This window comes from Novosphingobium olei, assembly GCF_012927405.1.
Lineage (GTDB): Bacteria > Pseudomonadota > Alphaproteobacteria > Sphingomonadales > Sphingomonadaceae > Novosphingobium > Novosphingobium olei.
In genome coordinates, this window is sequence record NZ_JABBGM010000003.1 from 17,099 (window position 1) to 41,775 (window position 24,677).

General features: G+C 65.2%; 24 protein-coding genes. 17 read left to right on the forward strand and 7 right to left on the reverse strand.

Annotation, left to right across the window (positions count from 1 at the left end):
• Positions 1 to 14: 14 nt before the first annotated feature.
• The 4 genes from HHL27_RS07880 (at position 15) to HHL27_RS07895 (ending at position 1,613) form a co-directional block, all read left to right on the forward strand.
• Complete coding sequence (locus tag HHL27_RS07880) at positions 15 to 410, forward strand: phage holin family protein (RefSeq protein ID WP_169492862.1); 396 nt, start codon at positions 15 to 17, stop codon at positions 408 to 410.
• Positions 407 to 712, forward strand: a complete 306-nt coding sequence (locus HHL27_RS07885) for a hypothetical protein (protein ID WP_169492863.1) — start codon at positions 407 to 409, stop codon at positions 710 to 712. The genes HHL27_RS07880 and HHL27_RS07885 overlap by 4 nt, the downstream gene beginning before the upstream one ends.
• 54 nt (positions 713 to 766) lie before the next feature.
• Positions 767 to 1,234 carry a hypothetical protein gene (locus HHL27_RS07890; RefSeq protein WP_169492864.1) on the forward strand — a complete coding sequence of 156 codons (468 nt, stop codon included), beginning with the start codon at positions 767 to 769 and terminating at the stop codon, positions 1,232 to 1,234.
• A gap of 157 nt (positions 1,235 to 1,391) precedes the next feature.
• Entirely contained in the window at positions 1,392 to 1,613 is a 222-nt protein-coding gene (locus HHL27_RS07895; RefSeq protein ID WP_169492865.1) for a DUF4170 domain-containing protein, read from the forward strand.
• Positions 1,614 to 1,691: 78 nt separating this feature from the next.
• Here the strand turns inward: HHL27_RS07895 and greA are convergent, their stop codons facing one another.
• The 3 genes from greA to carA form a co-directional block, all read right to left on the reverse strand.
• Positions 1,692 to 2,168 carry a transcription elongation factor GreA gene (greA, locus tag HHL27_RS07900; protein ID WP_169492866.1) on the reverse strand — a complete coding sequence of 159 codons (477 nt, stop codon included), beginning with the start codon at positions 2,166 to 2,168 and terminating at the stop codon, positions 1,692 to 1,694.
• A 141-nt stretch (positions 2,169 to 2,309) separates the two neighbouring features.
• Entirely contained in the window at positions 2,310 to 5,633 is a 3,324-nt protein-coding gene (gene carB, locus HHL27_RS07905) for a carbamoyl-phosphate synthase large subunit (RefSeq protein ID WP_169492867.1), read from the reverse strand.
• A 72-nt stretch (positions 5,634 to 5,705) separates the two neighbouring features.
• Entirely contained in the window at positions 5,706 to 6,896 is a 1,191-nt protein-coding gene (gene carA, locus HHL27_RS07910) for a glutamine-hydrolyzing carbamoyl-phosphate synthase small subunit (RefSeq protein WP_169492868.1), read from the reverse strand.
• Between the two features lie 156 nt (positions 6,897 to 7,052).
• Between carA and HHL27_RS07915 the strand changes: the two genes are divergently transcribed.
• From HHL27_RS07915 to HHL27_RS07970, 12 genes are all read left to right on the forward strand, one after another.
• Complete coding sequence (locus HHL27_RS07915) at positions 7,053 to 7,508, forward strand: GatB/YqeY domain-containing protein (RefSeq protein ID WP_169492869.1); 456 nt, start codon at positions 7,053 to 7,055, stop codon at positions 7,506 to 7,508.
• A gap of 136 nt (positions 7,509 to 7,644) precedes the next feature.
• On the forward strand, positions 7,645 to 7,959 hold the full coding sequence (locus HHL27_RS07920) for a GIY-YIG nuclease family protein (RefSeq protein WP_169492870.1): 315 nt from the start codon (positions 7,645 to 7,647) through the stop codon (positions 7,957 to 7,959).
• A 94-nt stretch (positions 7,960 to 8,053) separates the two neighbouring features.
• Entirely contained in the window at positions 8,054 to 9,922 is a 1,869-nt protein-coding gene (gene dnaG / locus HHL27_RS07925) for a DNA primase (RefSeq protein WP_169492871.1), read from the forward strand.
• Positions 9,923 to 9,985: 63 nt separating this feature from the next.
• Positions 9,986 to 11,989 (forward strand): RNA polymerase sigma factor RpoD, encoded by a 2,004-nt coding sequence (gene rpoD, locus HHL27_RS07930; RefSeq protein WP_169492872.1) that lies wholly within the window; start codon positions 9,986 to 9,988, stop codon positions 11,987 to 11,989.
• A 25-nt stretch (positions 11,990 to 12,014) separates the two neighbouring features.
• Entirely contained in the window at positions 12,015 to 12,581 is a 567-nt protein-coding gene (locus tag HHL27_RS07935; protein ID WP_169492873.1) for a DUF2059 domain-containing protein, read from the forward strand.
• A 695-nt stretch (positions 12,582 to 13,276) separates the two neighbouring features.
• Positions 13,277 to 13,714: a ribose 5-phosphate isomerase B gene (gene rpiB, locus HHL27_RS07940; RefSeq protein ID WP_169492874.1), complete on the forward strand. Its 438-nt coding sequence runs from the start codon at positions 13,277 to 13,279 to the stop codon at positions 13,712 to 13,714.
• A gap of 17 nt (positions 13,715 to 13,731) precedes the next feature.
• Positions 13,732 to 15,036 carry a serine hydroxymethyltransferase gene (gene glyA, locus HHL27_RS07945; RefSeq protein WP_169492875.1) on the forward strand — a complete coding sequence of 435 codons (1,305 nt, stop codon included), beginning with the start codon at positions 13,732 to 13,734 and terminating at the stop codon, positions 15,034 to 15,036.
• A 4-nt stretch (positions 15,037 to 15,040) separates the two neighbouring features.
• Positions 15,041 to 15,247, forward strand: a complete 207-nt coding sequence (locus HHL27_RS07950) for a hypothetical protein (protein WP_169492876.1) — start codon at positions 15,041 to 15,043, stop codon at positions 15,245 to 15,247.
• A 9-nt stretch (positions 15,248 to 15,256) separates the two neighbouring features.
• The gene (gene nrdR / locus HHL27_RS07955; protein ID WP_169492877.1) at positions 15,257 to 15,724 is read left to right on the forward strand and encodes a transcriptional regulator NrdR; all 468 of its coding nucleotides are present in this window, start codon (positions 15,257 to 15,259) and stop codon (positions 15,722 to 15,724) included.
• Complete coding sequence (locus tag HHL27_RS07960) at positions 15,721 to 16,476, forward strand: RNA methyltransferase (protein WP_169492878.1); 756 nt, start codon at positions 15,721 to 15,723, stop codon at positions 16,474 to 16,476. The genes nrdR and HHL27_RS07960 overlap by 4 nt, the downstream gene beginning before the upstream one ends.
• Before the next feature lie 195 nt (positions 16,477 to 16,671).
• A complete protein-coding gene (gene rpsD / locus HHL27_RS07965; RefSeq protein ID WP_169492879.1) occupies positions 16,672 to 17,286 on the forward strand; it encodes a 30S ribosomal protein S4 in 615 nt (204 codons plus the stop codon).
• A 152-nt stretch (positions 17,287 to 17,438) separates the two neighbouring features.
• Positions 17,439 to 17,636: a hypothetical protein gene (locus HHL27_RS07970; protein WP_169492880.1), complete on the forward strand. Its 198-nt coding sequence runs from the start codon at positions 17,439 to 17,441 to the stop codon at positions 17,634 to 17,636.
• 38 nt (positions 17,637 to 17,674) lie between these two features.
• Here the strand turns inward: HHL27_RS07970 and HHL27_RS07975 are convergent, their stop codons facing one another.
• The 3 genes from HHL27_RS07975 to tgt form a co-directional block, all read right to left on the reverse strand.
• Positions 17,675 to 18,469, reverse strand: a complete 795-nt coding sequence (locus tag HHL27_RS07975; RefSeq protein ID WP_169492881.1) for a hypothetical protein — start codon at positions 18,467 to 18,469, stop codon at positions 17,675 to 17,677.
• A gap of 27 nt (positions 18,470 to 18,496) precedes the next feature.
• Positions 18,497 to 20,497 (reverse strand): alpha/beta hydrolase family protein, encoded by a 2,001-nt coding sequence (locus HHL27_RS07980; RefSeq protein WP_169492882.1) that lies wholly within the window; start codon positions 20,495 to 20,497, stop codon positions 18,497 to 18,499.
• A gap of 79 nt (positions 20,498 to 20,576) precedes the next feature.
• Entirely contained in the window at positions 20,577 to 21,704 is a 1,128-nt protein-coding gene (gene tgt, locus HHL27_RS07985; protein WP_169492883.1) for a tRNA guanosine(34) transglycosylase Tgt, read from the reverse strand.
• A 59-nt stretch (positions 21,705 to 21,763) separates the two neighbouring features.
• Here tgt and HHL27_RS07990 point away from each other — a divergent pair, with 59 nt between their 5' ends.
• Complete coding sequence (locus HHL27_RS07990) at positions 21,764 to 22,534, forward strand: TSUP family transporter (protein WP_169492884.1); 771 nt, start codon at positions 21,764 to 21,766, stop codon at positions 22,532 to 22,534.
• Between the two features lie 6 nt (positions 22,535 to 22,540).
• Here HHL27_RS07990 and HHL27_RS07995 read toward each other — a convergent pair whose 3' ends face one another.
• Positions 22,541 to 24,616 (reverse strand): M13 family metallopeptidase, encoded by a 2,076-nt coding sequence (locus HHL27_RS07995; RefSeq protein ID WP_169492885.1) that lies wholly within the window; start codon positions 24,614 to 24,616, stop codon positions 22,541 to 22,543.
• Positions 24,617 to 24,677 lie beyond the last annotated feature (61 nt).

The following is a 24,677-nucleotide window of genomic DNA, read 5'->3' on the forward strand; positions in this document are numbered from 1 at the left end:
GGGCTGCGGGCATGATGGACAGCGAAGGCCAGCCCGGCAGCGAAGCCGGCGCGCCCAAGGGTGCGCGCGACTTCGCGCTGGGCGATGGCATCCGCGCATTGCTGGAAGACGGTCAGACCTTGTTCGAGGCGGAGATCGCCTTCCAGCAAGCGCGCGTCGGATATGTGCTCGGTCGCGCCAAGGGTATCGCACTCCTTCTGGTGGCAACGCTGTTTCTGGCGTTCTTCTTTCTGGTGGCCTTGGTCGTCGGCCTTCTTCTCGCCCTCACGCCGCTGGTCGGACCGTGGGGTGCGCTGGGGATCGTCGCCGCCGTGCTGCTGGTGGGCACTATAGGTAGCTTCGTGAGCGCGGTGTCGCGCTATCGCGCGGCGCGTGACGTCCTCCTCGGCAAGGACGGGAGCAAGGCATGACCACGGCCAGCGAATACGCCGAGCTGCGCACACTGCGCACACGGGCATGGAGCCAGGTCCGCTCCGACGTCGAAGCCTTGCGCGATGCGCTTGACAGCCGCTCGATCGGCCAGCGGATCAAGGACAAGGCGGCGGACGAGGTTGTCGACATCATCGATAACGCCCGCGATGTCGCAACCGAGAACAAGGCGGTCATCGGCCTGACCCTCGCGGCGCTGATCGGATGGTTCTTCCGTCGGCCCATCGCGGAAGTGGCACAGGATGTCGCCGAGGCCGTTACCGATTACGTCGACCGGCGTTGACCGGGCCAAACCGCTCCGAACGGGGCCAATCGCACACAGACACAGGAGTCTCCCGTGACCGAAGAAACCGCGTCCCGCCTGCGTGATCGTCTCGACGCCGCCAAGGCCCGCGACGTCGCCCGCTCCAGCGTCGAGACCGTCAAGGGCGTGATCCATGAACATCCGGTCGCCGCGCTTGCCGGTGGTATCCTCGTCGGCGCGATCGTCGCGCGCATGCTTCCGCGCGGTTCGAAGACGCAGGAAGAGCCGGTGAAGAAGGCGGGCAAGAGCGCCTCGGCCCTCGCCGCGCTCGGCGCCGAACTCGCCCTCGCCTATGCCACCAAGGCCGCAGAAAAGGGCCGCGAAGGCGTTCACAAGCTCGAGGATATCGGTGGCAGCGTCAGCGGCAGGATCGGCGATGGCGCAAGCGAGGCGAAAAAGCGCGCCGCCGACTTCGCCGAGATCGCCGTCGGTGCCCTGCGCGATGCGGGTGAAGCAGCGCTCAAGCGCGCAAACGATCTCAAGGATCGCGTGAAGCACTGATCGACGGTCAGCCCTTGCGGACACGGGGAGCGGCATCGGCTCCCCGCGTTCCTTGTTTCACAAATCTTACGCTACGACTTTCGGTGCTCTTGCCACCGACCAGCACTTTTGCCAGTGGCGCAGGCGAATCTTCCTCCCCTCAAGGAACAATCGCGACATGCAGAAGCTGCACCTGGTGATGGGCGGTCGGGTCAAGGACCCGCAGGCCCTCGAATTCGTGGATCTCAAGGCCATCGACGTCGTCGGCGTCTTCCCCGACTATGCCAGCGCCGAAGACGCCTGGCGCGGCGCGGCGCAGCGTACGGTCGACGATGCGGAAATGCGCTACGTGATCGTGCATCTCCATCGCCTGCTCGAACCGGACCTGCCCAAGGCCTGATCTGGCGACGGGAAATAAAAAGGGCCCCGGAAGGATTGCTTCCGGGGCCCTTTTCCATTCGCATTCGAAAGTCGAAGCTCAGATGAACTCGATCTTCTCGACAACGTAGAACTTGTCACCCGAAGGCACGGTCACTTCGACCTCGTCCTCGACCTTGCGCCCGATCAGCGCGCGCCCGAGCGGCGAATTGTAGCTGATCTTGCCAAGCTTCGCGTCAGCTTCGGCCTGTCCCACGATCTGGTAGCGCACCGGCTTGTCGTCGTCGTCGAGCAAGGTCACCGTCGCTCCGAACACGATCCGGTCGCCCGACAGCGTGGTCGGATCGATGATCTGCGCGCGGCTGATCTTGTCCTCCAGGTCGGCAATCGTCGCCTCGACCTGTCCCTGGCGCTCCTTGGCGGCGTGATATTCGGCATTTTCCGAAAGATCGCCATGCGCACGCGCTTCCTCGATGGCGTCAACGATCTTCGGGCGCTCTTCGCGCAGCGCCTTCAGCTCGGAGGTCAGCTTTTCATAGCCTTCCTGGAGCATCGGCAGCTTTTCGATACTGGCCATCAGTATTCCTTTTCCTTTCAAACCCTTGGCGCAAGCGGGCGTTCAAGACGCTACGCTGGCCGGGGCAAACCGTTCCCCGCCGGACCACACAATGCGGCCCGGGACTTCACATCCGGTACGTGCGGGGGGACCCGTGGAAGCTCAGAGATAATAATCCTGCAGGGAACGGACCGCAAGGTCGGCACTCTTCAGCGCCTCGATTGCCTCCGCCGCCGCGACCGAAGCCGCTGCCGTGGTGAAGTAGGAAATCTTGCCCGTCAGCGCAGACCCGCGGATGGATTGCGAATCCTTGTGGCTCTGCCAGCCCTCGGTGGTGTTGAAGATCAGCGCGATCTCGCCATCGATGATCCGGTCAACGATATGCGGACGCCCTTCAGCCACCTTGTTGACCCGTTCCACCGCCACGCCGTTTTCGGAAAGGTAGCCCGCCGTGCCGCCCGTGGCGACGATCTTGAAGCCCAGGTTTGCCAGCTTCTGCACCGCCGGCAGCACCACCGGCTTGTCGCTGTCCTTCACCGAAACGAACAGCGTGCCCTGCGTCGGCAGCTTCACGCCCGCGCCCAGCTGGGCCTTGGCGAAGGCGACCGCGAAGTTGCTGTCGATGCCCATGACTTCGCCGGTCGACTTCATCTCCGGCGAAAGCACCGGGTCTACGCCGGGGAAGCGCGCGAACGGGAACACCGCTTCCTTCACCGCCATGTAGTCGATGTCGCGCTTGATCGCGGGAAGATCGGCGAGCTTTTCACCCGCCATCACCCGCGCCGCGAACTTGGCGATCGGCTGGCCCACCGCCTTGGCGACGAACGGCACGGTGCGGCTGGCGCGCGGGTTGACCTCGATCAGGTAGACCTTGCCGTCCTTCACCGCGAACTGGATGTTCATCAGGCCGCGCACCGACAGGCCGTTGGCGAGCAGCACCGCCTGGCGCTCCATCTCGGCGATGATCTCGGCCGGCAGGCTGTAGGGCGGCAGCGTGCAGGCGCTGTCGCCCGAATGGATGCCTGCTTCCTCGATGTGCTGCATCACGCCGGCGACGGTGACCTGGTCGCCATCGGCCAGCGCGTCGACGTCGCACTCGATCGCATCGCGCAGGTACTGGTCGATCAGCACTGGGCTGTCGCCCGAAACCTTCACCGCGGTCTGGATATAGTCCTCGAGCTGCGCCTGGCTGTCGACGATTTCCATCGCTCGCCCGCCAAGCACGTAGCTCGGGCGCATCAGCACCGGGTAACCGATCCGGCTGGCAACCGCGATCGCTTCCTCCCGGCTGCGGGCGATGCCGTTGGCCGGCTGGAGCAGGCCCAGCTTCTCCACCAGCGCGGCAAAGCGTTCGCGGTCTTCGGCAAGGTCGATCGAATCCGGGCTGGTGCCCAGGATCGGGATGCCTGCATCCTGCAGCGCCTGCGCCAGCTTCAGCGGCGTCTGCCCGCCAAACTGCACGATCACGCCGACCAGCTCGCCGTTCGACTTCTCGGTCTCGAGGATTTCGAGCACGTCCTCTGCCGTCAGCGGCTCGAAATAGAGCCGGTCCGAGGTGTCGTAGTCGGTCGAGACCGTCTCGGGGTTGCAGTTGACCATGATGGTCTCGAACCCTGCGTCCTCCAGCGCGAAGCATGCATGGCAGCAGCAGTAGTCGAACTCGATGCCCTGGCCGATGCGGTTCGGACCGCCGCCCAGGATCACGATCTTCTTGCGGTCGGACGGCGCCGCCTCGTTCTCCGGCTCACCGAACAGCGCGCCTTCGTAGGTCGAGTACATGTACGGCGTAACCGCCTCGAACTCGGCCGCGCAGCTGTCGATGCGCTTGAACACCGGACGCACGCCCAGCTTGTGGCGCAGCTTGCGCACTTCGGCTTCGCTCGTCGCGCCGGCCATCGCGCGAATGGTGTCGTGGAGCAGTCCAGACCGCTTGGCCTGCGTTTCGCCAAGGCCGCCGGCCACGCCCACCGAGCGCACGGCCAGCGTCGCCAGCCGCTTGTCGGAAAAGCCCATCGCCTTCAGCTTGCGCATGCCCGCCGCATCGACCGGCAGCCCGTTTTCCTGGACGTTGGCTTCCTCGGCGATGATCTCGGCGATGTGGCGCAGGAACCAGGGCTCGTACTTGGTGATCGCGTGGACGTCTTCCACGCTGAAGCCTTCGCGGAAGGCCTGGCCCACGATCAGCAGGCGGTCGGGCGTCGCCCGGCTCAGCGCCGCCTTGATCTCGTCGCGGCTGGCGCCTTCCAGCTCAACCACGCGGTTGAAGCCGTCGAGCCCGGTTTCGAGGCCACGCAGCGCCTTCTGCAGCGATTCCTTGAAGTTGCGGCCGATCGCCATGACTTCGCCGACCGACTTCATTGCCGTGCCCAACAGCGGCTCGGCGCCCTTGAACTTTTCAAAGGCGAAGCGCGGGATCTTGGTGACGACATAGTCGATCGTCGGCTCGAACGCGGCCGGCGTCGCGCCGGTGATGTCGTTGGTGATTTCGTCGAGCGTGTAGCCCACGGCGAGCTTGGCCGCGACCTTGGCAATGGGGAAGCCCGTCGCCTTCGACGCCAGCGCCGACGAGCGCGACACGCGCGGGTTCATCTCGATCACGATCAGGCGCCCGTCGGCGGGATTGACCGCGAACTGCACGTTCGATCCGCCGGTCTCCACGCCGATCTCGCGCAGCACCGCGATGCTGGCGTTGCGCATGATCTGGTATTCCTTGTCGGTCAGCGTCAGCGCCGGCGCGACGGTGATGGAATCGCCCGTGTGGACGCCCATCGGATCGACGTTCTCGATCGAGCAGATGATGATGGCGTTGTCGTTGCGATCGCGCACGACTTCCATCTCGTATTCCTTCCAGCCGAGGAGCGATTCCTCGATCAGGACTTCGGTCGTGGGACTGGCTTCGAGCCCGCCCTTCACGATCTGGACGAATTCTTCCTTGTTGTAGGCGATGCCGCCGCCCGTGCCGCCCATGGTGAAGCTCGGGCGGATGATCGAAGGAAGCCCCGTGCGTTCCAGCACGGCGAGGGCTTCCTCGATGGTGTGGGCCACGCCCGAACGCGCCGATTCCAGCCCGATCTTGTCCATCGCCTCGCGGAAGCGCTGGCGGTCCTCGGCCTTGTCGATGGCATCGGCATTCGCACCGATCATCTGCACCCCGAACTTGTCGAGCGTGCCGTCGTTGAACAGCGCCAGCGCGGTGTTGAGCGCGGTCTGCCCGCCCATCGTCGGCAGCAGCGCATCAGGGCGCTCCTTCTCGATGATCTTGGCGACGACTTCGGGGGTGATCGGCTCGACATAGGTCGCGTGCGCCATGTCCGGATCGGTCATGATCGTCGCGGGGTTCGAGTTGACCAGGATGATGCGATAGCCCTCTTCCTTGAGCGCCTTCACCGCCTGCGTGCCCGAATAGTCGAACTCGCAAGCCTGGCCAATGATGATCGGCCCGGCGCCGATGATCAGGATCGAGGAGATGTCAGTGCGTTTGGGCATTTTCGCTCTCGTGTCTCGACACCCGGATCACGATGAATGTCGTGCCGGGCAGGAATATCTCAAATGAGCCGCTCAACCGAGCGACGCGACAAACTTCTCGAACAAGTAGAAACTGTCCTGCGGCCCCGGGCTCGCCTCGGGGTGATACTGCACCCCGAACGCGCGCTTGCCCTTTACCGCGATGCCGCAGTTCGAGCCGTCGAACAGCGACACGTGCGTCTCGACCACGTTCTCACCCAGCGCGCCGGGGGCGTTGTCGACCGCGAAGCCGTGGTTCATCGAGGTGATCTCGACCACGCCGTCCTCGATCCGCTTGACCGGGTGGTTCGCGCCGCGGTGGCCTTGGTGCATCTTGGTGGTGCGGGCGCCGGCGGCGAGCGCCAGCATCTGGTGGCCAAGGCAGATGCCGAAGATCGGCATGTCCATTTCGAGCAGCTTCTGGATCACCGGCACGGCATAGGCGCCGGTCGCCGCCGGATCGCCCGGACCGTTCGACAGGAACACGCCGGCGGGCTTCAGTTCGAGGATCTTGTCCACGCTGGTCTCCGCCGGCACGACGGTAACGTCGGCCCCGGCCTTCACCAGGTTGCGGAAGATGTTGTCCTTCGCGCCATAGTCGATGGCGACGACGTGCGGGCGCCCGGTGCCTTCGGGCTTGGTATAGCCCTCGCCCAGCTTCCAGATCGAGCCTTCCCACTCTTCCTTCGCCTCGCGCGTGACCTTGATGGCAAGGTCCATGCCTTCGAGGCCCGGCCACGAACGCGCGCGCTCGACCAGCGCCTCGATGTCGAAATTGCCTTCGGGATCGTGCGCGATCACCGCGTTGGGCGCGCCGGACATGCGGATGCGGCGGGTCAGCGCGCGGGTGTCGATCCCGGCAAGGCCGATCTTGCCCTGCACTTCCAGCCAGCGCTGGAACGTGCCGGTGGCGCGGAAGTTGGCGGGGTCGGTCACGTCCTCGCGCACCACGCAGCCGATCGCGCCGGGCACGCCCGCGCTTTCGATGTCCTCGGAATTCACGCCGACGTTGCCGATGTGCGGGAACGTGAAGGTCACGATCTGCGCGGCATAGGAAGGATCGGTCATCACTTCCTGGTATCCGGTCATCGCGGTGTTGAAGCACACCTCGCCCACCGAGGAGCCGACGGCACCGAAGCCGCGTCCCCACGAAACCGATCCATCCGCAAGAACGAGAACTCCGGTCGCACCTTTTGGCGTCGCACCATCTGGTTTGGGCGCGTGCGAAAGTGCGGGGTCGGCCATGATTGGGGGCGCTCCGTTGGCAAGGGGTCTGGCGATGTCGCTAAGGCTCGCCCGCTAGACCTGCGGCGTCCCAGCGTCAACCTAGCGAAGGCAGAAAGTTTCCCCTAGATGGGGCCATCCGCGTTCCACGCGAACCCACATCCACAGGAATCGAAGATGATCCGCGACACCATCAAGGCCGCGCAGGTTTCGGCAATGAAGGCCGGCGACAAGCCCCGCCTCGCCGCCGTCCGCCTGATCCTTGCCAAGCTCAAGGACAAGGATATCGAACTGCGCACCGCCGCCAACGTGCCCGACGACGATACGCTGGTGGTCGACGTGCTGCAGAAGATGGCCAAGCAGCGCCGCGAATCGATTGCGCTCTACGAACAGGGCGGCCGCCAGGAACTCGCCGACGTCGAAAAGGGCGAACTCGCCGTGATCGAGGAATTCCTGCCCCAGCAGCTCTCCGAGGAAGACACCCGCGCCGCAATCGCCGCGATCATCGCCGAAACCGGCGCTGCCGGCATGAAGGACATGGGGCGCGTCGTCGCCGCTCTGAAGGCGAAGCACGGCAGCCAGCTCGACATGGGCAAGGCCAGCGGGCTGGTAAAGGCCGCGCTGGCGGGGTGATCTTCGCGCGGAAAGGAAAGCCCTTGCCGCGACGACGCTCGACACGAATGGAGATCAGCCTAGTCTTACATCTCTTACCGCACCCCCCCTTCCTGTTCGTGTCGAGCGAAGTCGAGACACCCCGCAATGTGATCCCATGGCCTTCTGGACGTACATTCTGCGCTGTGCCGATGGAAAGTATTACACAGGCCACACCGAAGACCTCGAACGGCGCATGGCTGAACATGCGCAAGGTGGCTTCTGCGCCTTCACCACGCCGGGCCGCCCCGTGACCCTCGTGTGGTCTGAAGCTTTTCCCACCCGCTACGAAGCGCTTTCGTGCGAAGTCCGGGTCGGCAAATGGTCGCGTGCCAAGAAGGAAGCGCTGATCGCGGCTGATTGGGCGCGGATTTCGCACTTCGCCAAACCACCGCGCGAACGTGTCTCGACTTCGCTCGACACGAACGGGTAGATTGGCGCTCCCTTCAAAATGCCCCCACCCCGTTCGTGTCGAGCGTAGTCGAGACACGTTTCACAAAGGCCCGCCACGAACGCATGTACAAGCCATGAGCCTCTCCCCCCAATGGCTGGACGAATTGCGCGCCCGGGTCTCGCTTTCGGGGCTGATCGGGCGGTCGGTGCGCGTCCAGAAGGCGGGGCGGGAATTCAAGGCGTGCTGTCCGTTCCACAACGAAAAGACGCCCAGCTTCACCATCAACGACGAAAAGGGCTTCTACCACTGCTTCGGCTGCGGCGCGCATGGCGATGTGATCCGCTGGATGACCGACCACCAGGGCCTGCCCTTCATGGACGCGGTCAAGGAACTGGCGCTGCAGGCGGGCATGGAAGTCCCCGCTCCCGATCCGCGCGCGGCAAGGCGTGCGGAGCAGCAGAAGTCGCTGCACGACGTCATGGCCGCAGCGCAGGAGTACTTTCGCGAATCGCTTAAAGGTCCCGGCGGCGCAGCGGCGCGTGCCTATCTGGCCTCGCGCGGGTTTCCCGAAGGCATCGTGCGCGAATTCGGCTTTGGCTATGCCCCCAATGACCGCCAAGGAATGAAGGCCGCGCTCTCCGCTTTCCCCGAGGACATGCTGATCGAGGCGGGCCTCAGGATCGTGGTCGAAGGCAAGGATCCCTACGACCGCTTCCGCGACCGGCTGATGCTGCCCATCCTCGATGCGCGCGGCCGCGTCATCGCGTTCGGCGGCCGAATCCTCTCGCCCGAGAAGACCGATGCGCCCAAGTACCTGAACTCGCCGGACACGCCGCTGTTCGACAAGGGGCGCACCGTCTACAACCTGCACCGCGCAGGCCCTGCCGCGCGCCAGTCGGGGCGGATCGTCGTTGTCGAAGGCTACATGGACGTGGTCGCGCTCGCCGCCGCCGGCATTGCCGAAGCGGTCGCGCCCCTGGGCACCGCGCTGACCGAACACCAGCTCGAACGGCTCTGGCGCGTGACTGAGCGGCCGACGCTATGCTTCGATGGCGATGCCGCCGGCCAGCGCGCCGCGATGCGCGCGGTGGTGCGCGCCCTGCCGATGCTCCAGCCCGGGCACTCGCTGCGCATCGTCACCCTACCGCAGGGCATGGACCCGGACGACGTCGTGAAGAAGCAGGGCCCGCAGGCGATGGAAACCCTGCTGGGCGAAGCGCGCAGCCTCGTCGATGTGCTGTGGGAAGCCGAGCGCGACGCCGCCCCGCTCGCCACGCCCGAGGACAAGGCCGGCCTCAAGGCGCGCCTGCTCGCCCATTGCGACACCATCGCCCATCCCGATATCAAGGCGCTCTATCGCAGCGACCTCACCCGCCGCTTCGGCGATCTCGCCTATGCCCGGCCCGAACGCGCGCCGTTCCAGCCGCGATCGAAGCAGCCACAGCGCGGCGCCCAGCAGAGAAGTGGCCAGCCGTGGAAGCCTGCCCCGCCCCCGCTCGATCCGCAGGACGCCGCTCGCCTGCGCAACGTCGGCACCAACGATGCGCTGATGGCCGCCGTGCTCGCCGGCCTTGTCGCGCACCCTTCGCTGATCGCGCCGCAGTGCGAGGCCCTTGCCCGGCTCCATCCCCAGCAGCCAGACCAGGCCGCGCTGCTCGATGCGCTGCTGCTCATGGCCGACTCGGGCCAAACGGTTGAAACGCAACGGCTCGCCACCATATTGGCGGAGCGAGGGCTGAAGGTCCCGCAAGCGGCGGACTACGCCGGAATGCGATTCGGCTTCCTGAACCCGGCAAGCGATTCGGCGCGCGACGAACTCGCCGAAGCAATCGCCCTGCTGGTCGAGTTGCCGGCCGTCGAAACGGCGCTGGTCGACGCAAACCGGCGCCACGAGGCGGAGTTTTCCGACGAAAGTTTTGCCGAACAGCAGCGTTTGCTGCAACGAAGGCTGGCGTTGCTTGCCCGTTTGGGGCAGATGGGCCGTGCTCGGCTTTCGTTATAATTATATGATGCACGCGCTCCGGCCCCCAGCAGGCCGGCGGATGACAGGTGGTACCGGGTTTCAATGGCTTCGAACGAAAAGACCGATAGCGGCGATGCCCCGCTGATCGACCTCAACGATGCTTCGATCAAGAAGCTGATCGCACGCGCAAAGCGTCGCGGCATCATCACCTATGACGAACTGAACGAGGCCCTGCCGCAGGACCAGATGTCTTCCGAGCAGATCGAGGACATCATGGCCGCGATCTCGGAAATGGGCGTCAATATCGTCGAGAGCGACGAAGATGCCGTCGATCCTGAAGACAAGGCACAGGACGAAGAGATCGACGAGAGCGAAGCGGTCGACGATCGCCCCGATATCGTCAAGCGCAAGGAAACCGTCGAGCGCACCGACGATCCGGTGCGCATGTACCTGCGCGAAATGGGCGCGGTCGAACTGCTCAGCCGCGAAGGCGAAATCGCCATCGCCAAGCGCATCGAAGCGGGCCGCGACACCATGATCATGGGCCTGTGCGAAAGCCCGATCACCTTCCACGCGATCATCCAGTGGTCCGAAGCGCTCAACGCGGGCGAGATGCAGCTGCGCGAGATCCTCGATCTCGACGCGATGCTGTCGAAGGAGCCGCAGCCCGAAAACCTCTCCGAAGATGGCGAGGAAGCCGACGGCGAGATCAGTGAAGCCACTGCCGGCCCCACCTTCAAGGAAGAAGAGGACGTCGAGGAGGAGGAATCCGCCGACGACGAGGACGATGAGCTGCGCGAACGCCGCGCGCGTCCGGCCGAGGAAGAGGAAGAGGACAACACTCTCAGCCTCGCCCAGATGGAAGCGCAGCTGAAGCCTGCCGCCCTCGAAAAGTTTGCCGAGATCACCGGCCTGTTCCGCGCCTTCGAAAAGCTGCAGGCGGAACGGCTCGATGCGCTGGGTCTTGGCAATGCCTTCCCGGCAGCCAAGGAAGCACAGTATCACAAGCTGCGCGAAGAGCTCACCGCGCAGGTCGAATCCGTGCAGTTCCACGCGACCAAGATCGAATACCTGGTCGACAACCTCTATGCCTTCAACCGTCGCCTGACGACGCTTGGCGGCCAGATGCTGCGCCTTGCCGAACGCCACAAGGTTTCGCGCAAGGACTTCCTCGACCTTTACGTCGGGCACGAGCTCGACGAAGGCTGGCTGCAGCAGCACGCCAAGCGCGACAAGAAGTGGGCCGCCTTCGCCGCCAACGAAGCGAGCGCGGTCGAACGCATTCGTGCAGAGATTTCCGACATCGCCAGCGCCACCGGCATGTCGCTCGGTGAATTCCGCCGCATCGTGAACATGGTCCAGAAGGGCGAGCGCGAGGCGCGCATCGCCAAGAAGGAAATGGTCGAGGCCAACCTGCGCCTCGTGATCTCGATCGCCAAGAAGTACACCAACCGCGGCCTGCAGTTCCTCGACCTGATCCAGGAAGGCAACATCGGCCTGATGAAGGCGGTCGACAAGTTCGAATACCGCCGCGGTTACAAGTTCAGCACTTATGCCACGTGGTGGATCCGCCAGGCGATCACCCGTTCGATCGCCGACCAGGCGCGCACCATCCGCATCCCGGTCCACATGATCGAAACGATCAACAAGCTGGTCCGCACCAGCCGCCAGTTCCTGCACGAGCAGGGCCGCGAGCCCACGCCCGAGGAAATGGCCGAGCGTCTGTCGATGCCGCTCGAAAAGGTGCGCAAGGTGATGAAGATCGCCAAGGAACCGATCTCCCTCGAAACGCCGATCGGCGACGAGGAAGATTCGCACCTGGGCGACTTCATCGAGGACAAGAACGCGATCATCCCGGTCGACGCGGCGATCCAGGCGAACCTCAAGGAAACGGTCACCCGCGTCCTTGCCAGCCTCACCCCGCGCGAAGAACGCGTGCTGCGCATGCGTTTCGGCATCGGCATGAACACCGACCACACGCTCGAGGAAGTCGGCCAGCAGTTCTCGGTCACCCGTGAACGCATCCGCCAGATCGAGGCCAAGGCGCTGCGCAAGCTCAAGCACCCGAGCCGCAGCCGCAAGATGCGCTCGTTCCTCGATCAGTAAGCGCCAGAACAAGAAGGGCCGCCCGATGTTGCTCATGATGTCGGCGGCCCTTGCCGCCCTCGCGCCGGCTGCGGCCACTGCGGCCCAGCCCGCACCGGCCGCCGCGCCGGCCACTCCCGCCACGGCCGCGCTCGATGCCAGGGCGTTGGCCACCGCGCGCGAAATCATCCGCGTCGGCTTTCCCGAAGACAAGCGGATCGAGATGTTTTCCGGTGTGGTCGATACCATGACCGGCCAGATGCGCTCGGCGATGATGCCCTCGCTCAACAACGATCCCGTCGCCAAGGGCATGGTCGAACGCAAGCTCGACAGCTTCATTCCTCAAGGCAAGGCGGTGATGGTCCAGCACATCCCCCCGTTCATGGACGCCTATGCGCAAGGCTATGCCCGCGAATTCAGCCAGGCCGAACTCGACCAGATCCTCGTCTTCGCCAAAACGCCGGTCGGCCAGCATTACTTCCTGCGCAGCAGCGCGATCATCGCCGATCCCGCCTTTGCGGAGGTCAACAAGGCCTACCTGCGCGAACTCCAGCCGCTGGTCGAAAAGATGCAGCGCGAACTGGTCGCCGAGCTTACCGCCTACTTCATGTAGCATCCTCCCAAGCCGGCCGGGTCGTCCTGATCGGACAAGCGGCGCGGCTCTTCCACGGAACGGGCCATGCCCAAGACGAGCCGAGGAACGGCGCACGGCGCCACCCGTTGATGGGTCAGAGCGTATGGAAAGCATCATGGTCGGTCCGTCCGGGACGACCGGGAAAGGCCTCGACGGGATCGTCGGGGCCTTTTTCGTATGGGCCCAACAAGGGGCAAGGATGAAATGAGGCCATCACCCCATCTTCACCCCGGACTTAATCCGGGATCCCCCTCCCCTCTTTACCCTCTTCCCGCCAAGTTGACACGCTATATTGCATACGCAACCTTGCCTGCCCGCCGGCAACCGCCGCCCGCCGTCTGTCCTACAGTCGCCAATGCCGGTAAGGCCACGCACTCTCGATCCTTGAAAGCACTGTAAATCAGCACCTTGCCCGGTAGCCTCCCAGCCCGACGGGCCTGCAGGGCTCCGCACGCCCTCAGCCCCGGCACGCTTGCGCACTCTCCCTTTGTAGTCTGTCAACTTCGTCAACTTGGGTCTCGTACAGCCCCCTCGGCAGGGACTTCGCGCACAGCGACATTCCCTCCGGTGCAGCGCCGGGGCACGGGCCCTTTTCGGGTGGCGCTTGGCCCCAAGCAGGCCTAAGGGGGGCCGCGATTCCTCCGTCAACTTTGCCAAGGGCCAGACCGCACCCCATGCGCATCGCCATTGCTTCCGACCATGCCGCCGTCGATCTGAAGGCCGCCTTGCGCGAATACCTGATCGGCCTTGGCCACGAAGTCGCCGACCTCGGCCCCGAAACGGCCGACCGTGTCGATTATCCCGACTATGGCTACAAGCTGGCCTCGGTGGTGGAAGAAGGGATCGTCGATCGCGGCGTCGCACTCTGCGGTTCGGGCATCGGCATCTCGATTGCGGTCAACCGCAACCCGGCCTGCCGCTGCGCACTCGTCTCCGAACCGCTTTCGGCTGCCCTCGCCCGCGAACACAACGATGCCAACGTCATCGCGATGGGCGCGCGCCTGACGGGCGAGGACATGGCCAAGGCCTGCCTCGACGCCTTCCTTTCGACCGATTTCGGCGGAGGCCGCCACGCCGGCCGCGTCGAAAAGCTTTCCAACCCTTCGTTCTGACACAGGAGACCGGACCCATGGCCTCTACCGCTCCCGACATCCGCAAGCCCGGCTTCTTCACCGAGCACCTCGCGTCCGCCGACGCCGAAGTCTTCGCCGCGATCGAAGGCGAACTGAAGCGCCAGCAGAACAAGATCGAGCTGATCGCGTCCGAGAACATCACCTCGCTCGCCGTGCTCGAAGCGACCGGTTCGGTCTTCACCAACAAGTATGCCGAAGGCTATCCCGGCAAGCGCTACTACGGCGGCTGCGAATATGCCGACGTGGTCGAAAACCTCGCCATCGAGCGCGCCAAGAAGCTGTTCGGCTGCAACTTCGCCAACGTCCAGCCCAACTCGGGCAGCCAGATGAACCAGGCGGTGTTCCTCGCCCTGCTTCAGCCCGGCGACACCTTCATGGGTCTCGACCTCAACTCGGGCGGCCACCTCACCCACGGCAGCCCGGTGAACATGAGCGGCAAGTGGTTCCACCCCGTGCCCTACGGCGTGCGCGAGGACGACCACCTCATCGACATGGACGAGGTTGCCCGCATCGCCCGCGAAGCCAAGCCCAAGCTGATCATCGCCGGCGGCACCGCCTACTCGCGCGTTTGGGACTTCCAGCGCTTCCGCGAAATCGCCGATGAAGTCGGCGCGTGGCTGCTGGTCGACATGTCGCACTTCTCGGGCCTCGTTGCCGGTGGCGCGCACCCCTCGCCCTTCCCGCACGCCCACGTCGTCACCACCACCACGCACAAGAGCTTGCGCGGGCCGCGCTCGGGCGTGATCCTGACCAACGACGAGGATCTCGCCAAGAAGTTCAACACCGCGGTCTTCCCCGGCCTGCAGGGCGGCCCGCTGGTCCACGTTATCGCGGCCAAGGCAGTGGCCTTCGGCGAAGCGCTGCGGCCTGAATTCAAGGCTTATGCCGCGCAGATCGTCGCCAACGCCCGCGCCCTTGCCGCCTCGCTGGTCGATGCCGGGCTCGGCGTCGTTTCGGGCGGCACCGACAACCACCTGATGCTCGTCGACCTCACTGCCAAGGACGTCACCGGCAAGGCGGCGGAAAAGGGCCTCGATCGCGCTTGGCTCACCTGCAACAAGAACGGCATCCCGTTCGACAAGCGCTCGCCCTTCGTCACCTCGGGCATTCGCCTCGGCACGCCGGCGGGCACCACCCGCGGTTTCCGCGAGGACGAGTTCCGCACCATCGGCAAGCTGATTGCCGAAGTCGTGGACGGCATGGCCCGCAACGGCGATGATGGCGATGGCCAGGTCGAGCAGCGCGTGCGCGATCAGGTTGAGGCGCTGTGCGCCCGCTTCCCGATTTACCCGGAGCTTTGACCCGATGAGCAGCAACGACGATCTCGCCACCCGCGCCAAGACCGAAATCTCGGGCATGGCCCGGCAAGGCATGGACCACCCTTCGACCAAGCCCGTGCTGGTCGGCGCCGGCATCGGCGCGGTGGCGGGCGCGTTGCTGCCGGTCGTTTCGCTTCCGGCCGGCCTGCTGATCGGCGCCGGCATCGCGTTCTGGCAGCGGATCAAGAACTGACCCACACGCATGCGTTGCCCGTTCTGTGCCCATGACAACAGCCAGGTGAAGGATAGCCGGCCGAGCGAGGACAATACCTCGATCCGCCGGCGCCGTCAGTGTGAAGGGTGCGGCGCGCGCTTCACCACGTTCGAACGCGTGCAACTGCGCGAGGTCACCGTGGTCAAGAGCAACGACCGCCGCGAACCCTTCGACCGCGCGAAGATCGAACAGTCGGTCGCGCTCGCCAGCCGCAAGCGGCCCGTGGCGCAGGAACGGCTCGACCAGCTCGTCTCGGGCATCCAGCGCCAGATCGAGACGCTGGGCGAAAACGAGGTCAGCTCGCGCGAGATCGGCGAGATGGTGATGGAAGGTTTGCGCCAACTCGACAGCGTCGCCTACATCCGCTTCGCCAGCGTCTATCGCGACTTTTCAGAAGCGCGCGATTTCGAGGAATTCGCCAGCAGCGTCGCCGAAATGAGCCGCCGCGGCCAATGACTTCCGAAGCCGAAACCCGCAAACCGGTAATCGTGCTGGTGCGTCCGCAACTGGGCGAGAACATCGGCAAGGCCGCGCGCGCCATGCTCAACTTCGGGCTGGACGAGATGCGCCTCGTCGCCCCGCGCGATGGCTGGCCCAACCCTTCGGCCGGCCCCGCCGCCTCGGGCGCGGACGTGGTGCTGGAAAAGGCGCAGGTCTACGACACGCTGGCCGAAGCGGTGGCCGATTGTTCCCACGTCTATGCCACCACCGTGCGCAAGCGGGGCGTGACCAAGCCGGTGCTGACGCCCGAACAGGCGGCGAAAGACATCGTCGTCGCGCCGGGTCGCAGCGCGCTGGTGTTCGGGCCCGAACGCTCGGGGCTCGAGACCGACGACGTGGCGCTGGCCCGCGCCATCGTCACCGCGCCGATCAATCCCGAATTCGGCTCGCTCAACCTGGCGCAGGCGGTGATCCTGTGCGCCTATGAATATTCCAAGCACCTCGATCTGGTGCAGCCGACGGTCGAGGATATCCTGCCCCCTGCCCCGCAGGAGGAGTTCGAGGGCATGTTCGAGCAGCTGTGCGACATGCTGGAGCCGCGCGGCTATTTCGAGCCGGCGATCCGCGCCGCGGTCACCCGCCGCACGCTGCGCACGCTGCTGACCAAGGCCGGCTGGAATCATCTGGAAGTGCGCACCTTCCGTGGCGTGCTGTCGATCCTGCGCCGCCGTCCCGGCCCGAAAGAGGAAGGCGACGCTTCGGCTTGACTCGTGCGGCCAAGCCTGTAAGGGCCGCGCTTCACTTGGACCCGACGGAAGCCTCTTTCGTCGAATTCGTCCTATTGGCCCCGCATTTCCGGTGAAGCGGCGGCCGCATCCGGCAACAGGCCGGATGGTGCGCTCCGGAAGCGAACCCGTCCGTGGCAATCCTGCCGCGGGCAAGCAGATTGGAAAGGAAAGCGCATGTCCAAGCGTCATGCTTCTAAGCACAAGATCGACCGCCGCCTTGGCGAAAACATCTGGGGTCGTCCCAAGTCGTCGGTGAACCGCCGCTCGTACGGCCCGGGCCAGCATGGCCAGCGCCGCAAGAGCAAGGTCTCTGACTTCGGCATCCAGCTGCGCGCCAAGCAGAAGCTCAAGGGCTACTACGGCGACGTCACCGAAAAGCAGTTCAAGCGCACCTACCAGGAAGCGGCGAGCATGAAGGGTGACACCGGCCAGAACCTGATCGGTCTGCTCGAACAGCGCCTCGACATGGTCGTGTACCGCGCCAAGTTCGCCCCGACGGTGTTCTCGGCCCGCCAGATCGTTTCGCACGGCCACATCTTCGTCAACGGCGTGAAGTGCAACATCGCTTCGCGTCGCGTTCGCCCCGGCGACGTGATCAGCCTCGGCAAGAAGGCCAAGGAAATGGCCCTGATCGCCGAAGCGCTGACCCTGCCCGAGCGCGAAGTGCCCGACTACGTTGCCCAGGACGGCACCGACAAGGTGACCTTCGTCCGCGTTCCGACGCTCGACGAAGTGCCCTATCCGGTTAAGATGGAACCGAACCTGGTCGTCGAGTTCTACTCGCGCTGATCGGGATCGCTCCAGCACTGGAACGCGGCAAGAAGGCGGGACGGATGTCCCGCCTTTTTCCGTTTGGAAAGAATGTTTTGCTGCACCTTCGTGCTGCACTTTTTCAGCGGCAGGCAGCGGAACCGCAGGCCCCTTCGAACGATTGATGGGGCATGAACACGCTCTATCGTTTCGTGACCGCTCACCGCACCGGCAAATGGTATCAGGACCTGCGAACCGCGCAGGAACAGGCCTACGCCATCGGCGCCGGCTTCCTCGAACCGCGATCGGGCGAGTTCTACCAGTACCCCGGCACGCGCCTGGAAACCCAGGTGCTGGAGCCGGTGGAGCCGCAGGTCATCGCGGCTTGAAGGTACACGCCTTGTCAGCAAACATCGTCAATGGCGGGTTATTTATCGTCTCGACGAAAGGCCCTGTAATTGAGGATCACGGCCAGTCCAGCTTCCCCGAGCGGAACTAGCGAACCATCCGCTCGTCGTGGTTGCTCGACAAGCGAACCTTTCGTGTGAGGAAGCCATGGCAAGCGAGCTTCTAGCTTAAAAGCTATCGGGTCATTTGTTTTTCCGACCAGAACGCGCTTTATCGCGTAACCTCTTCCGAATGTGGATCTGAGGTCGTTAGGATTTATTTCTTCGACCGAACCGGGATCGCCGGTATCCCCGAACCGAACCAGCATCGGCCATCCACTAGCGCCAGCAAGAGCGTCCGTGCGCCAGCGGGGGACCGTGAATATCCCGCGTGACGTTCTAACCCGCTCCATCCAGATGTCGAACGCGGTAGACGAGCTCCATTTGCCCTTGCCAGTGCGCGCTTCTACTTCCGCCTTGGTTGGGTAAGGGATCTGCAACGCGTAAAGATTTTCGGGCAGTTCCGGCGATCCGTGAGTTCGCAGCAAGGCAAACAGCGTCTCACCGTTGGGCAGATCGATCGCAGCCGCTTCGCCGGTTACCCGCGTGGCGATTCCGCCGCCCCCTCCGCCTGAGATGCTATACGGCCCGCCCGCCGTCGTCTGCACCTCGATCACGCTCGATCCGCGCCGCAGGCCCTGCGGTGTTTCCACCTCCACCGTCACGCGGTAGCGATAGGCCGGATAAGTCTTGCCGAACACACCCCCGCAGGCAACGGCGAGCAAGGCAGCCGCCAGGATGACCCAGCGCCAGCGATGCCGGACTGTCATCCTCATCGGGTTAGCCCTGCTCGCCCAGCGACCCTAGAGCCCCAGTGCCTTGCGGAACAGCGCATCGCTTTCCGACAGGAGTTGTGTGCGCGCCGCGGCGTTGACCAGGCTGTGGGAAAGGCCCGGGAATTCGACCAGCGACACGTCCCTGCCCGCCGCCTTGAGCCGGTCCGCCATCAGGCGCGACTGGCCGATGTCGACATTGCTGTCGAACGTGCCGTGATACAGCCGCACCGGCACCGTAATCGCGGCGGCATTTTCGCTCGGCGAACCGGCCTTCACGTGGTCCCCCGTGCCGATCATCTTGTCGACGATGCCGTAATCGCTCCAGTAGAGCCGGTCGGCGCGCAACTTGTTGAGATCGGTCACGGGCGCCACCGCCACGATTGCCTTGAACAGCCCCGGATCGAGCACGCCCGATTGCAGCGCGGCATAGCCGCCATAGGACCAACCGAAGATTGCGAGCTTGCCCTTGCCGGCGATGCCCTGCGCTTCGAGCCAGCGTCCGGCGTCGTCGATATCGCCGATTGCGGTGCGCCAGGACTTGAAGCCGTTTTCCTTGTACCAGTCGTTGCCATACCCGGCGGACCCGCGATAATTCGGCTGAAGCACGGCATAGCCGCGCGCGGCAAAAAACTGCACCAGCCAGTCGAAACCCCATTCATCGCGCGAGGCGGGGCCACCGTGCGGCATGACGATCGCGGGCAGGTTCCTGCCGTTCGAGCCCACCGGCAGCGTGAGGTAAGCCGGGATCATCGTACCGTCTGCAGCCGGGAAGCTGACCGCCTTCATTTCGGCCAGTTTCACCGGCGCGAGCTGCGGGCGCAGCGACAGCACTTCCTCCAGCTTCGAGGTGGCCTTGTCGAACAGGTAGAACGTTCCGGCGTCACTATCGCGCCCTGCGAACATCAGCAGGCGCGATTCATCGGCGCTGGCATCGAGGATGCTGATCTGTGGCTTCGTCGGCAGCGCCTGGCTCAGCGCGCCGGCCAGCGAACGCAGCGACGGATCGAAGTATTCGACCAGCCGGCGATCGGTGGCGTAGCTCGTGCCCACAACGCGGCGGTTGCGGCCGATCGTGATGAGCTCGTCGACATCGACATCGGGCCGCGACAGCACCAGCTCGCGCGTCAGCGAACCGTCGAGCCGGATGCGGTACAGCGCCTTGCGCCCGCCGGCATCGTCGAAACCATAGACGACGTCCTGCGCAGAATCGACCGCGACCGGCTCGAACCCTCGCACGTGGCCGCCGTCGCTGTAATCGATCTTGCCCAGATCGTGCCAGCCGCCATCGCCCTTCAAGCGATAGGAATAGCTGACGACGCCGCTCTGGTAGCCATAACCGGTGCGCGGGGACGTGCCGACGATCCGGATCTTGCCATGCCCGTCAGTGAAGAAATCGGTGGCGTCCTTGCGCGGCTGTTCGACCGGATGGCGCTGCAGGCTGACGACGTCGACTTCCTCGACCCCCAAGCCCGACAGCGACGAGGCGAGATGGGTGTTGAGATCGGATTCGGGCACATAGTCGCGCAGCATCAGCACTGTCCCGGGCTTGGTCCCGTTCCAGTCGATCACGCTGCCGCCGAACAGCGCGGGACGCAGCGAGCGGCTGTTGGTCTGGCGCGTCAGCACCTTCATGTCGCTGCCATCGGCGTTCAGCGTCAGCTGGCGGCTGGCGGTCATCACGTCGCCCGCGCTTCGGGTGGACAGTACGATCGTGCAGATCAGGCGCGTGTCGGTCGGCCAGCTGCAATCGACCAGCTTCGTCCCGCTGGCATTGCTGGTCAACACCGCCTTGGGCGTGCCGCCGGCCACCATGTCGGCCACGAACACCACTTCGCCGCCGCCGCCGTTGGGCGCGACGTAGGCAATGTGCCGGCCGTCGGGCGAAAGGCTCATCGAGGCGACCTCCTCCAGCGCGCCAAAGCGCGCGGCAAGTTCGTCGGTCGGAACAGTGTCGGCAAGCGCCGGCTGCACAAGGCAAGCCAGCGAAGAAACTGCAGCAAGAAACGCGAAACGCGATGTAACGGTCATGAAGCCCCCCATTGGAGCGGGGAGACTAGCGGCGCTTGTCGGATAGGCCAGATACTTTGTTGTCCGATCCGAACTCGGTTCATCGCTTCTCGAAGTAGTCGCGCCGGAAATCGCGCGCGAAGGCCTCGAACCGCTGGTCTGCGATCGCGGCGCGCATGGCGGCCATCAATTGCTGGTAGAACCAGATGTTGTGTTCGGTAAGCAGGATCGCCCCCAACATTTCGCCAGTCTTGTGCAGATGATGCAGGTATGCGCGGCTGTACTTGGCGCAAGTGGGACAGGCGCAGCGTTCGTCGATGGGGCCGGTATCCTCGGCATGGCGGGCATTGCGCATGTTGAGCGGGCCGTTCCACGTGAAGGCCTGGCCGTTGCGGCCCGAACGCGTGGGCAGCACGCAGTCGAACATGTCGACCCCGCGCTCCACCGCGCCGACCAGATCGTCGGGCTTGCCTACGCCCATCAGGTAGCGGGGGCGGTCGGCGGGAAGCTGGCCGGGCGCGAATTCGAGCGTTTCGAACATCGCCTGCTGGCCTTCGCCCACGGCGAGGCCGCCGATGGCATAGCCGTCGAAGCCGATGTCGATCAGCGCATCGGCGCTCGCCTTGCGCAAGCCTTCGTCAAGCGCACCCTGCTGGATGCCGAACAACGCGGCGCGGCTCGCGTGCTCCTCGCCCGCATCGAACGCATCGCGGCTGCGACGGGCCCAGCGCATCGACATTTCCATCGAGCGGGCGATCACGTCGCGCGGTTGGTCGATCTTTGGGCATTCGTCGAAGCACATGACGATGTCGCTGCCGAGCAAGCGCTGGATCTCCATCGAGCGCTCGGGGCTGAGCATGTGGCGCGAACCGTCGATGTGGCTGGCGAAGGTGACGCCTTCCTCGGTGATCTTGCGCAGCTCGGACAGGCTCATCACCTGGTAGCCGCCGCTGTCGGTCAGGATCGGGCGGTCCCAGCCCATGAACTTGTGCAGGCCGCCAAGCCGCGCCACGCGTTCGGCGCCGGGGCGCAGCATCAGGTGGTAGGTGTTGCCGAGGATGATGTCGGCGCCGGCGGCGCGCACCTCCTCCACCTTCATCGCCTTGACCGTGGCGGCGGTGCCGACGGGCATGAAGGCGGGCGTGCGGATTTCGCCGCGCTGCATCTGGATGACGCCGGTGCGGGCCTTGCCGTCGGTGGCGTGGATCTGGAAGGAAAAACGCGTCATCGGGAATACTGACCAAAAAGAAGATTGCGGCCCTTAGGCGCAATCGCCATGGCGCGCAAATGCTCGAACCGGCGCATCTCGACCTGTGGCTCTATCCCGTGCTGACGGTGGTGGCGGTGTTCACCGGCTTCATCGATGCGGTGGCGGGCGGTGGCGGCCTGGTGATGATGCCGGTGCTGCTGTCGACGCCCCTGCCCCCGCACGTGGTGCTTGGTACCAACAAGGTGCAGTCGATGTGCGGCACGGCGATGGCCACGTGGCGCTATTGGCGCGCGGGCCTGTTCAGCTTCCGCGCCAGTGCGCCGACCGCGCTGGTGGTATTCGTGGGCGCGCTGATCGGCTCGCTCGCGATCCAGCGGCTCAGCACCGACGTGCTCAAGCTGGTGGTGCCGGTGCTGCTGATCGCGGTGGCGCTTTACACTGTGCTGTCGCCCAGCATGACCGACGACGATCGCCATGCGCGGCTGGGTGAAAAGGGCTACATGCCGGTGGGCGCGGGCGTTGCCTTCTACGACGGGTTCTTCGGCCCCGGCGCAGGCCAGTTCTTCACCACCACGCTGGTGGCGCTGCGGGGTCTGGGCCTGACGCGCGCAACGGGGCTGACCAAGTATCTCAACGTCACCAGCAACATCGCCAGCGTGATCGTGTTCACCATCGGCGGTCAGGCGATGTGGATCCTGGGGCTGTGCATGGGCGCAGGCGCGATGACCGGAGCGGTGATCGGCAGCCACTTCGCCACCCGCCACGGCGCCAAGGTGATCCGCCCGCTGCTAGTGGTGGTGAGCCTTGGGCTGACGGGGCGGCTGCTGTGGAGTTGGTTTACGGGTTGAGGCCCGTCACCACACGCGCGCCCGCGCTTCGGGTGCGAGGTAGAGCTTCGTTCCCGGCTGGATGCCGAACGCGGTGTACCAGGCATCGACATTGCGGACCACGCCATCGATCCGGTATCGGCGCGGCGAATGCGGGTCGCTGGCGATCTGTTTGGCGATCGCGTCTGGCCTTGCCACACCGCGCCACCCTTGCGCATAGCCGAGGAAGAAGCGCTGGTCCCCGGTGAAGCCGGCGATCACCGGCGCTTCCTTCCCGCCCAGCGAGGCGTGGTAGGCATCGAGCGCGATCAGCACGCCGCCGAGGTCGGCGATGTTTTCGCCCATGGTCAGATCGCCGTTGATGTGCGCGCCGGGCACCGGTTCGTACGCCGAATACTGCGCGCCCAGAACCTTGGCCCGCGCGGTGTAGGTCGCGGCATCGCTGGCGCTCCACCAGTCGCGCAGCGCGCCCGTCGCATCGAGCATGCGACCCTGGTCGTCGAAGCTGTGGGTCAGTTCGTGGCCGATGATGCTGCCCATGTCGCCATAGTTGATCGCCGCATCGTAGCCCGCGTCGAATTCGGGCGGCTGGAGAATGGCGGCGGGGAACACGATTTCGTTGCTGGGCCCGCCGTTGTAGGCATCGATCGTCTGCGGGGTCATGGCCCATTCGCCCTTGTCCACCGGCTTGCCGATGAAGCGCCGCTGCACCTGCCATTCGAAGGCGCCGGCCCGCCGCACGTTGCCGATCAGGTCGGCGGGATCGATCGCAAGGCTGGCATAGTCGCGGCGCGGCGTATCGGGATACCCGACCTTGATGCGGATCGCGGCGAGCTTGCGCAGCGCTTCGGCTTTCGTGGCGGGGGCCATCCATTCCGTCTTTTCGATGCGGGCGCGGAACGCGGTGCGCAGGTTCGCCACCAGCGCTTCGATCGCGGCCTTGGACTGCGGCGGGAAATGCCGGGCGACATAGGCATCGCCCACCGCCCATCCCATCGCGCCGAAGTATTCGCTGCGCTCGCCATAGAGGAAGTCGCCGCCCGAGACCGCATGGACGGCCCGTTTCCAGCGCGGCTGAATGACCTTGGCGCCCCCCAGCGTCGCGCCGTGGAAATCGAAATAGGCGTTGGCGAACGGGCTCGACAGGAACACCGCCGCATTGTCGATCAGGGTGAACGCGGCACGCGCCTTCAGCGTCTCGACCGGCGTCGCGCCAAAGATCGCCGCGATCTTGGGGATCGCGGTCACTTCGGCGACCACCACCTTATCGGGAAAGCCCACCGCCTTCAGGAACGGCGCCCACGCAAAGCCGGGCGCATCCTTCTGCAACTGGGCAAGGGTGCGCGGATTGTAGAGCCTGGTGACGTCGCGCTGCTCGACCTTGCTCCAGCTCGCCTCTGCCACCCGCGTTTCGAACGCGACGACCGCAGCCGCCTGTGCCTCGGCATCGGGCCAGCCGGCCAGGCCCAGCAGCTTGGCGACGTAGCGTTGATAGGCGTCCTTCTTTTCCCGGAATTCGGGCTTCAGGTAATAATCCCGGTCCGGCAGGCCGAGGCCGGCCTGGCCGATGTAGGGCGCGCTCATTTCCGGGTTGCGCAGATCGGGGAAGACCTGCGCCCCGAACAGCGAGCCGTCGAAGCCTTCGTTGGTGCGCCCCATGCGCGCGGCGAGCGCTTCGCGCGTCGTCGTCGCCTTGATCGCGTCCAGATCGGCCTTGAGCGGCGAAAGCCCCAGCCGTTCGACCCGCGCCTCGTCCATGAACGATGCGTAGTAGGCGCCGATCTTCTGCTGTTCCGTCACCGGCTTGCGCGGCGCCTGCGCGGCCGCCTGTTCAAGCAGGGTGCGCAGCTGGCTCGACACCAGTTCCTGCCCGATTGCGCCCACCGACCAGCTCTGCCGGTCGTCGGGGATCTTGACGCGCGCCTTCCACGCGCCGTTGGCGAAGTCATCGAAGCTGTCTCCGGGGTTCGCCGATCGATCGAGCGCCGAAAGGTCGTAGCCCCAGGGTTCGGGGGAAACCCCTTGCGGATCGGGCGCGGCGGCCACCAGCGCCAGCAAGACCAGTGGCAGGCCCGAAGCCCGCGCCAATCGCTTCGTCTTCATGATCCGAATCGCCCCCTCGTCCGCGTTTCGGCGCGAAAGGTACTTGGCCGGCATGGCGACT

Coding starts and splice junctions, on each gene's coding strand:
- rpsD (WP_169492879.1), top strand. CDS start 16,672: ATGTCCAAGCGTCATGCTTCTAAGCACAAGATCGACCGCCGCCTTGGC.
- HHL27_RS07990 (WP_169492884.1), top strand. CDS start 21,764: ATGCTCGAACCGGCGCATCTCGACCTGTGGCTCTATCCCGTGCTGACG.
- tgt (WP_169492883.1), bottom strand. CDS start 21,704: ATGACGCGTTTTTCCTTCCAGATCCACGCCACCGACGGCAAGGCCCGC.
- HHL27_RS07935 (WP_169492873.1), top strand. CDS start 12,015: ATGTTGCTCATGATGTCGGCGGCCCTTGCCGCCCTCGCGCCGGCTGCG.
- carB (WP_169492867.1), bottom strand. CDS start 5,633: ATGCCCAAACGCACTGACATCTCCTCGATCCTGATCATCGGCGCCGGG.
- rpiB (WP_169492874.1), top strand. CDS start 13,277: ATGCGCATCGCCATTGCTTCCGACCATGCCGCCGTCGATCTGAAGGCC.
- HHL27_RS07920 (WP_169492870.1), top strand. CDS start 7,645: ATGGCCTTCTGGACGTACATTCTGCGCTGTGCCGATGGAAAGTATTAC.
- HHL27_RS07950 (WP_169492876.1), top strand. CDS start 15,041: ATGAGCAGCAACGACGATCTCGCCACCCGCGCCAAGACCGAAATCTCG.
- dnaG (WP_169492871.1), top strand. CDS start 8,054: ATGAGCCTCTCCCCCCAATGGCTGGACGAATTGCGCGCCCGGGTCTCG.
- glyA (WP_169492875.1), top strand. CDS start 13,732: ATGGCCTCTACCGCTCCCGACATCCGCAAGCCCGGCTTCTTCACCGAG.
- HHL27_RS07995 (WP_169492885.1), bottom strand. CDS start 24,616: ATGAAGACGAAGCGATTGGCGCGGGCTTCGGGCCTGCCACTGGTCTTG.
- HHL27_RS07880 (WP_169492862.1), top strand. CDS start 15: ATGGACAGCGAAGGCCAGCCCGGCAGCGAAGCCGGCGCGCCCAAGGGT.
- carA (WP_169492868.1), bottom strand. CDS start 6,896: ATGGCCGACCCCGCACTTTCGCACGCGCCCAAACCAGATGGTGCGACG.
- HHL27_RS07960 (WP_169492878.1), top strand. CDS start 15,721: ATGACTTCCGAAGCCGAAACCCGCAAACCGGTAATCGTGCTGGTGCGT.
- greA (WP_169492866.1), bottom strand. CDS start 2,168: ATGGCCAGTATCGAAAAGCTGCCGATGCTCCAGGAAGGCTATGAAAAG.
- HHL27_RS07885 (WP_169492863.1), top strand. CDS start 407: ATGACCACGGCCAGCGAATACGCCGAGCTGCGCACACTGCGCACACGG.
- HHL27_RS07895 (WP_169492865.1), top strand. CDS start 1,392: ATGCAGAAGCTGCACCTGGTGATGGGCGGTCGGGTCAAGGACCCGCAG.
- HHL27_RS07915 (WP_169492869.1), top strand. CDS start 7,053: ATGATCCGCGACACCATCAAGGCCGCGCAGGTTTCGGCAATGAAGGCC.
- rpoD (WP_169492872.1), top strand. CDS start 9,986: ATGGCTTCGAACGAAAAGACCGATAGCGGCGATGCCCCGCTGATCGAC.
- HHL27_RS07980 (WP_169492882.1), bottom strand. CDS start 20,497: ATGACCGTTACATCGCGTTTCGCGTTTCTTGCTGCAGTTTCTTCGCTG.
- HHL27_RS07970 (WP_169492880.1), top strand. CDS start 17,439: ATGAACACGCTCTATCGTTTCGTGACCGCTCACCGCACCGGCAAATGG.
- HHL27_RS07975 (WP_169492881.1), bottom strand. CDS start 18,469: ATGAGGATGACAGTCCGGCATCGCTGGCGCTGGGTCATCCTGGCGGCT.
- nrdR (WP_169492877.1), top strand. CDS start 15,257: ATGCGTTGCCCGTTCTGTGCCCATGACAACAGCCAGGTGAAGGATAGC.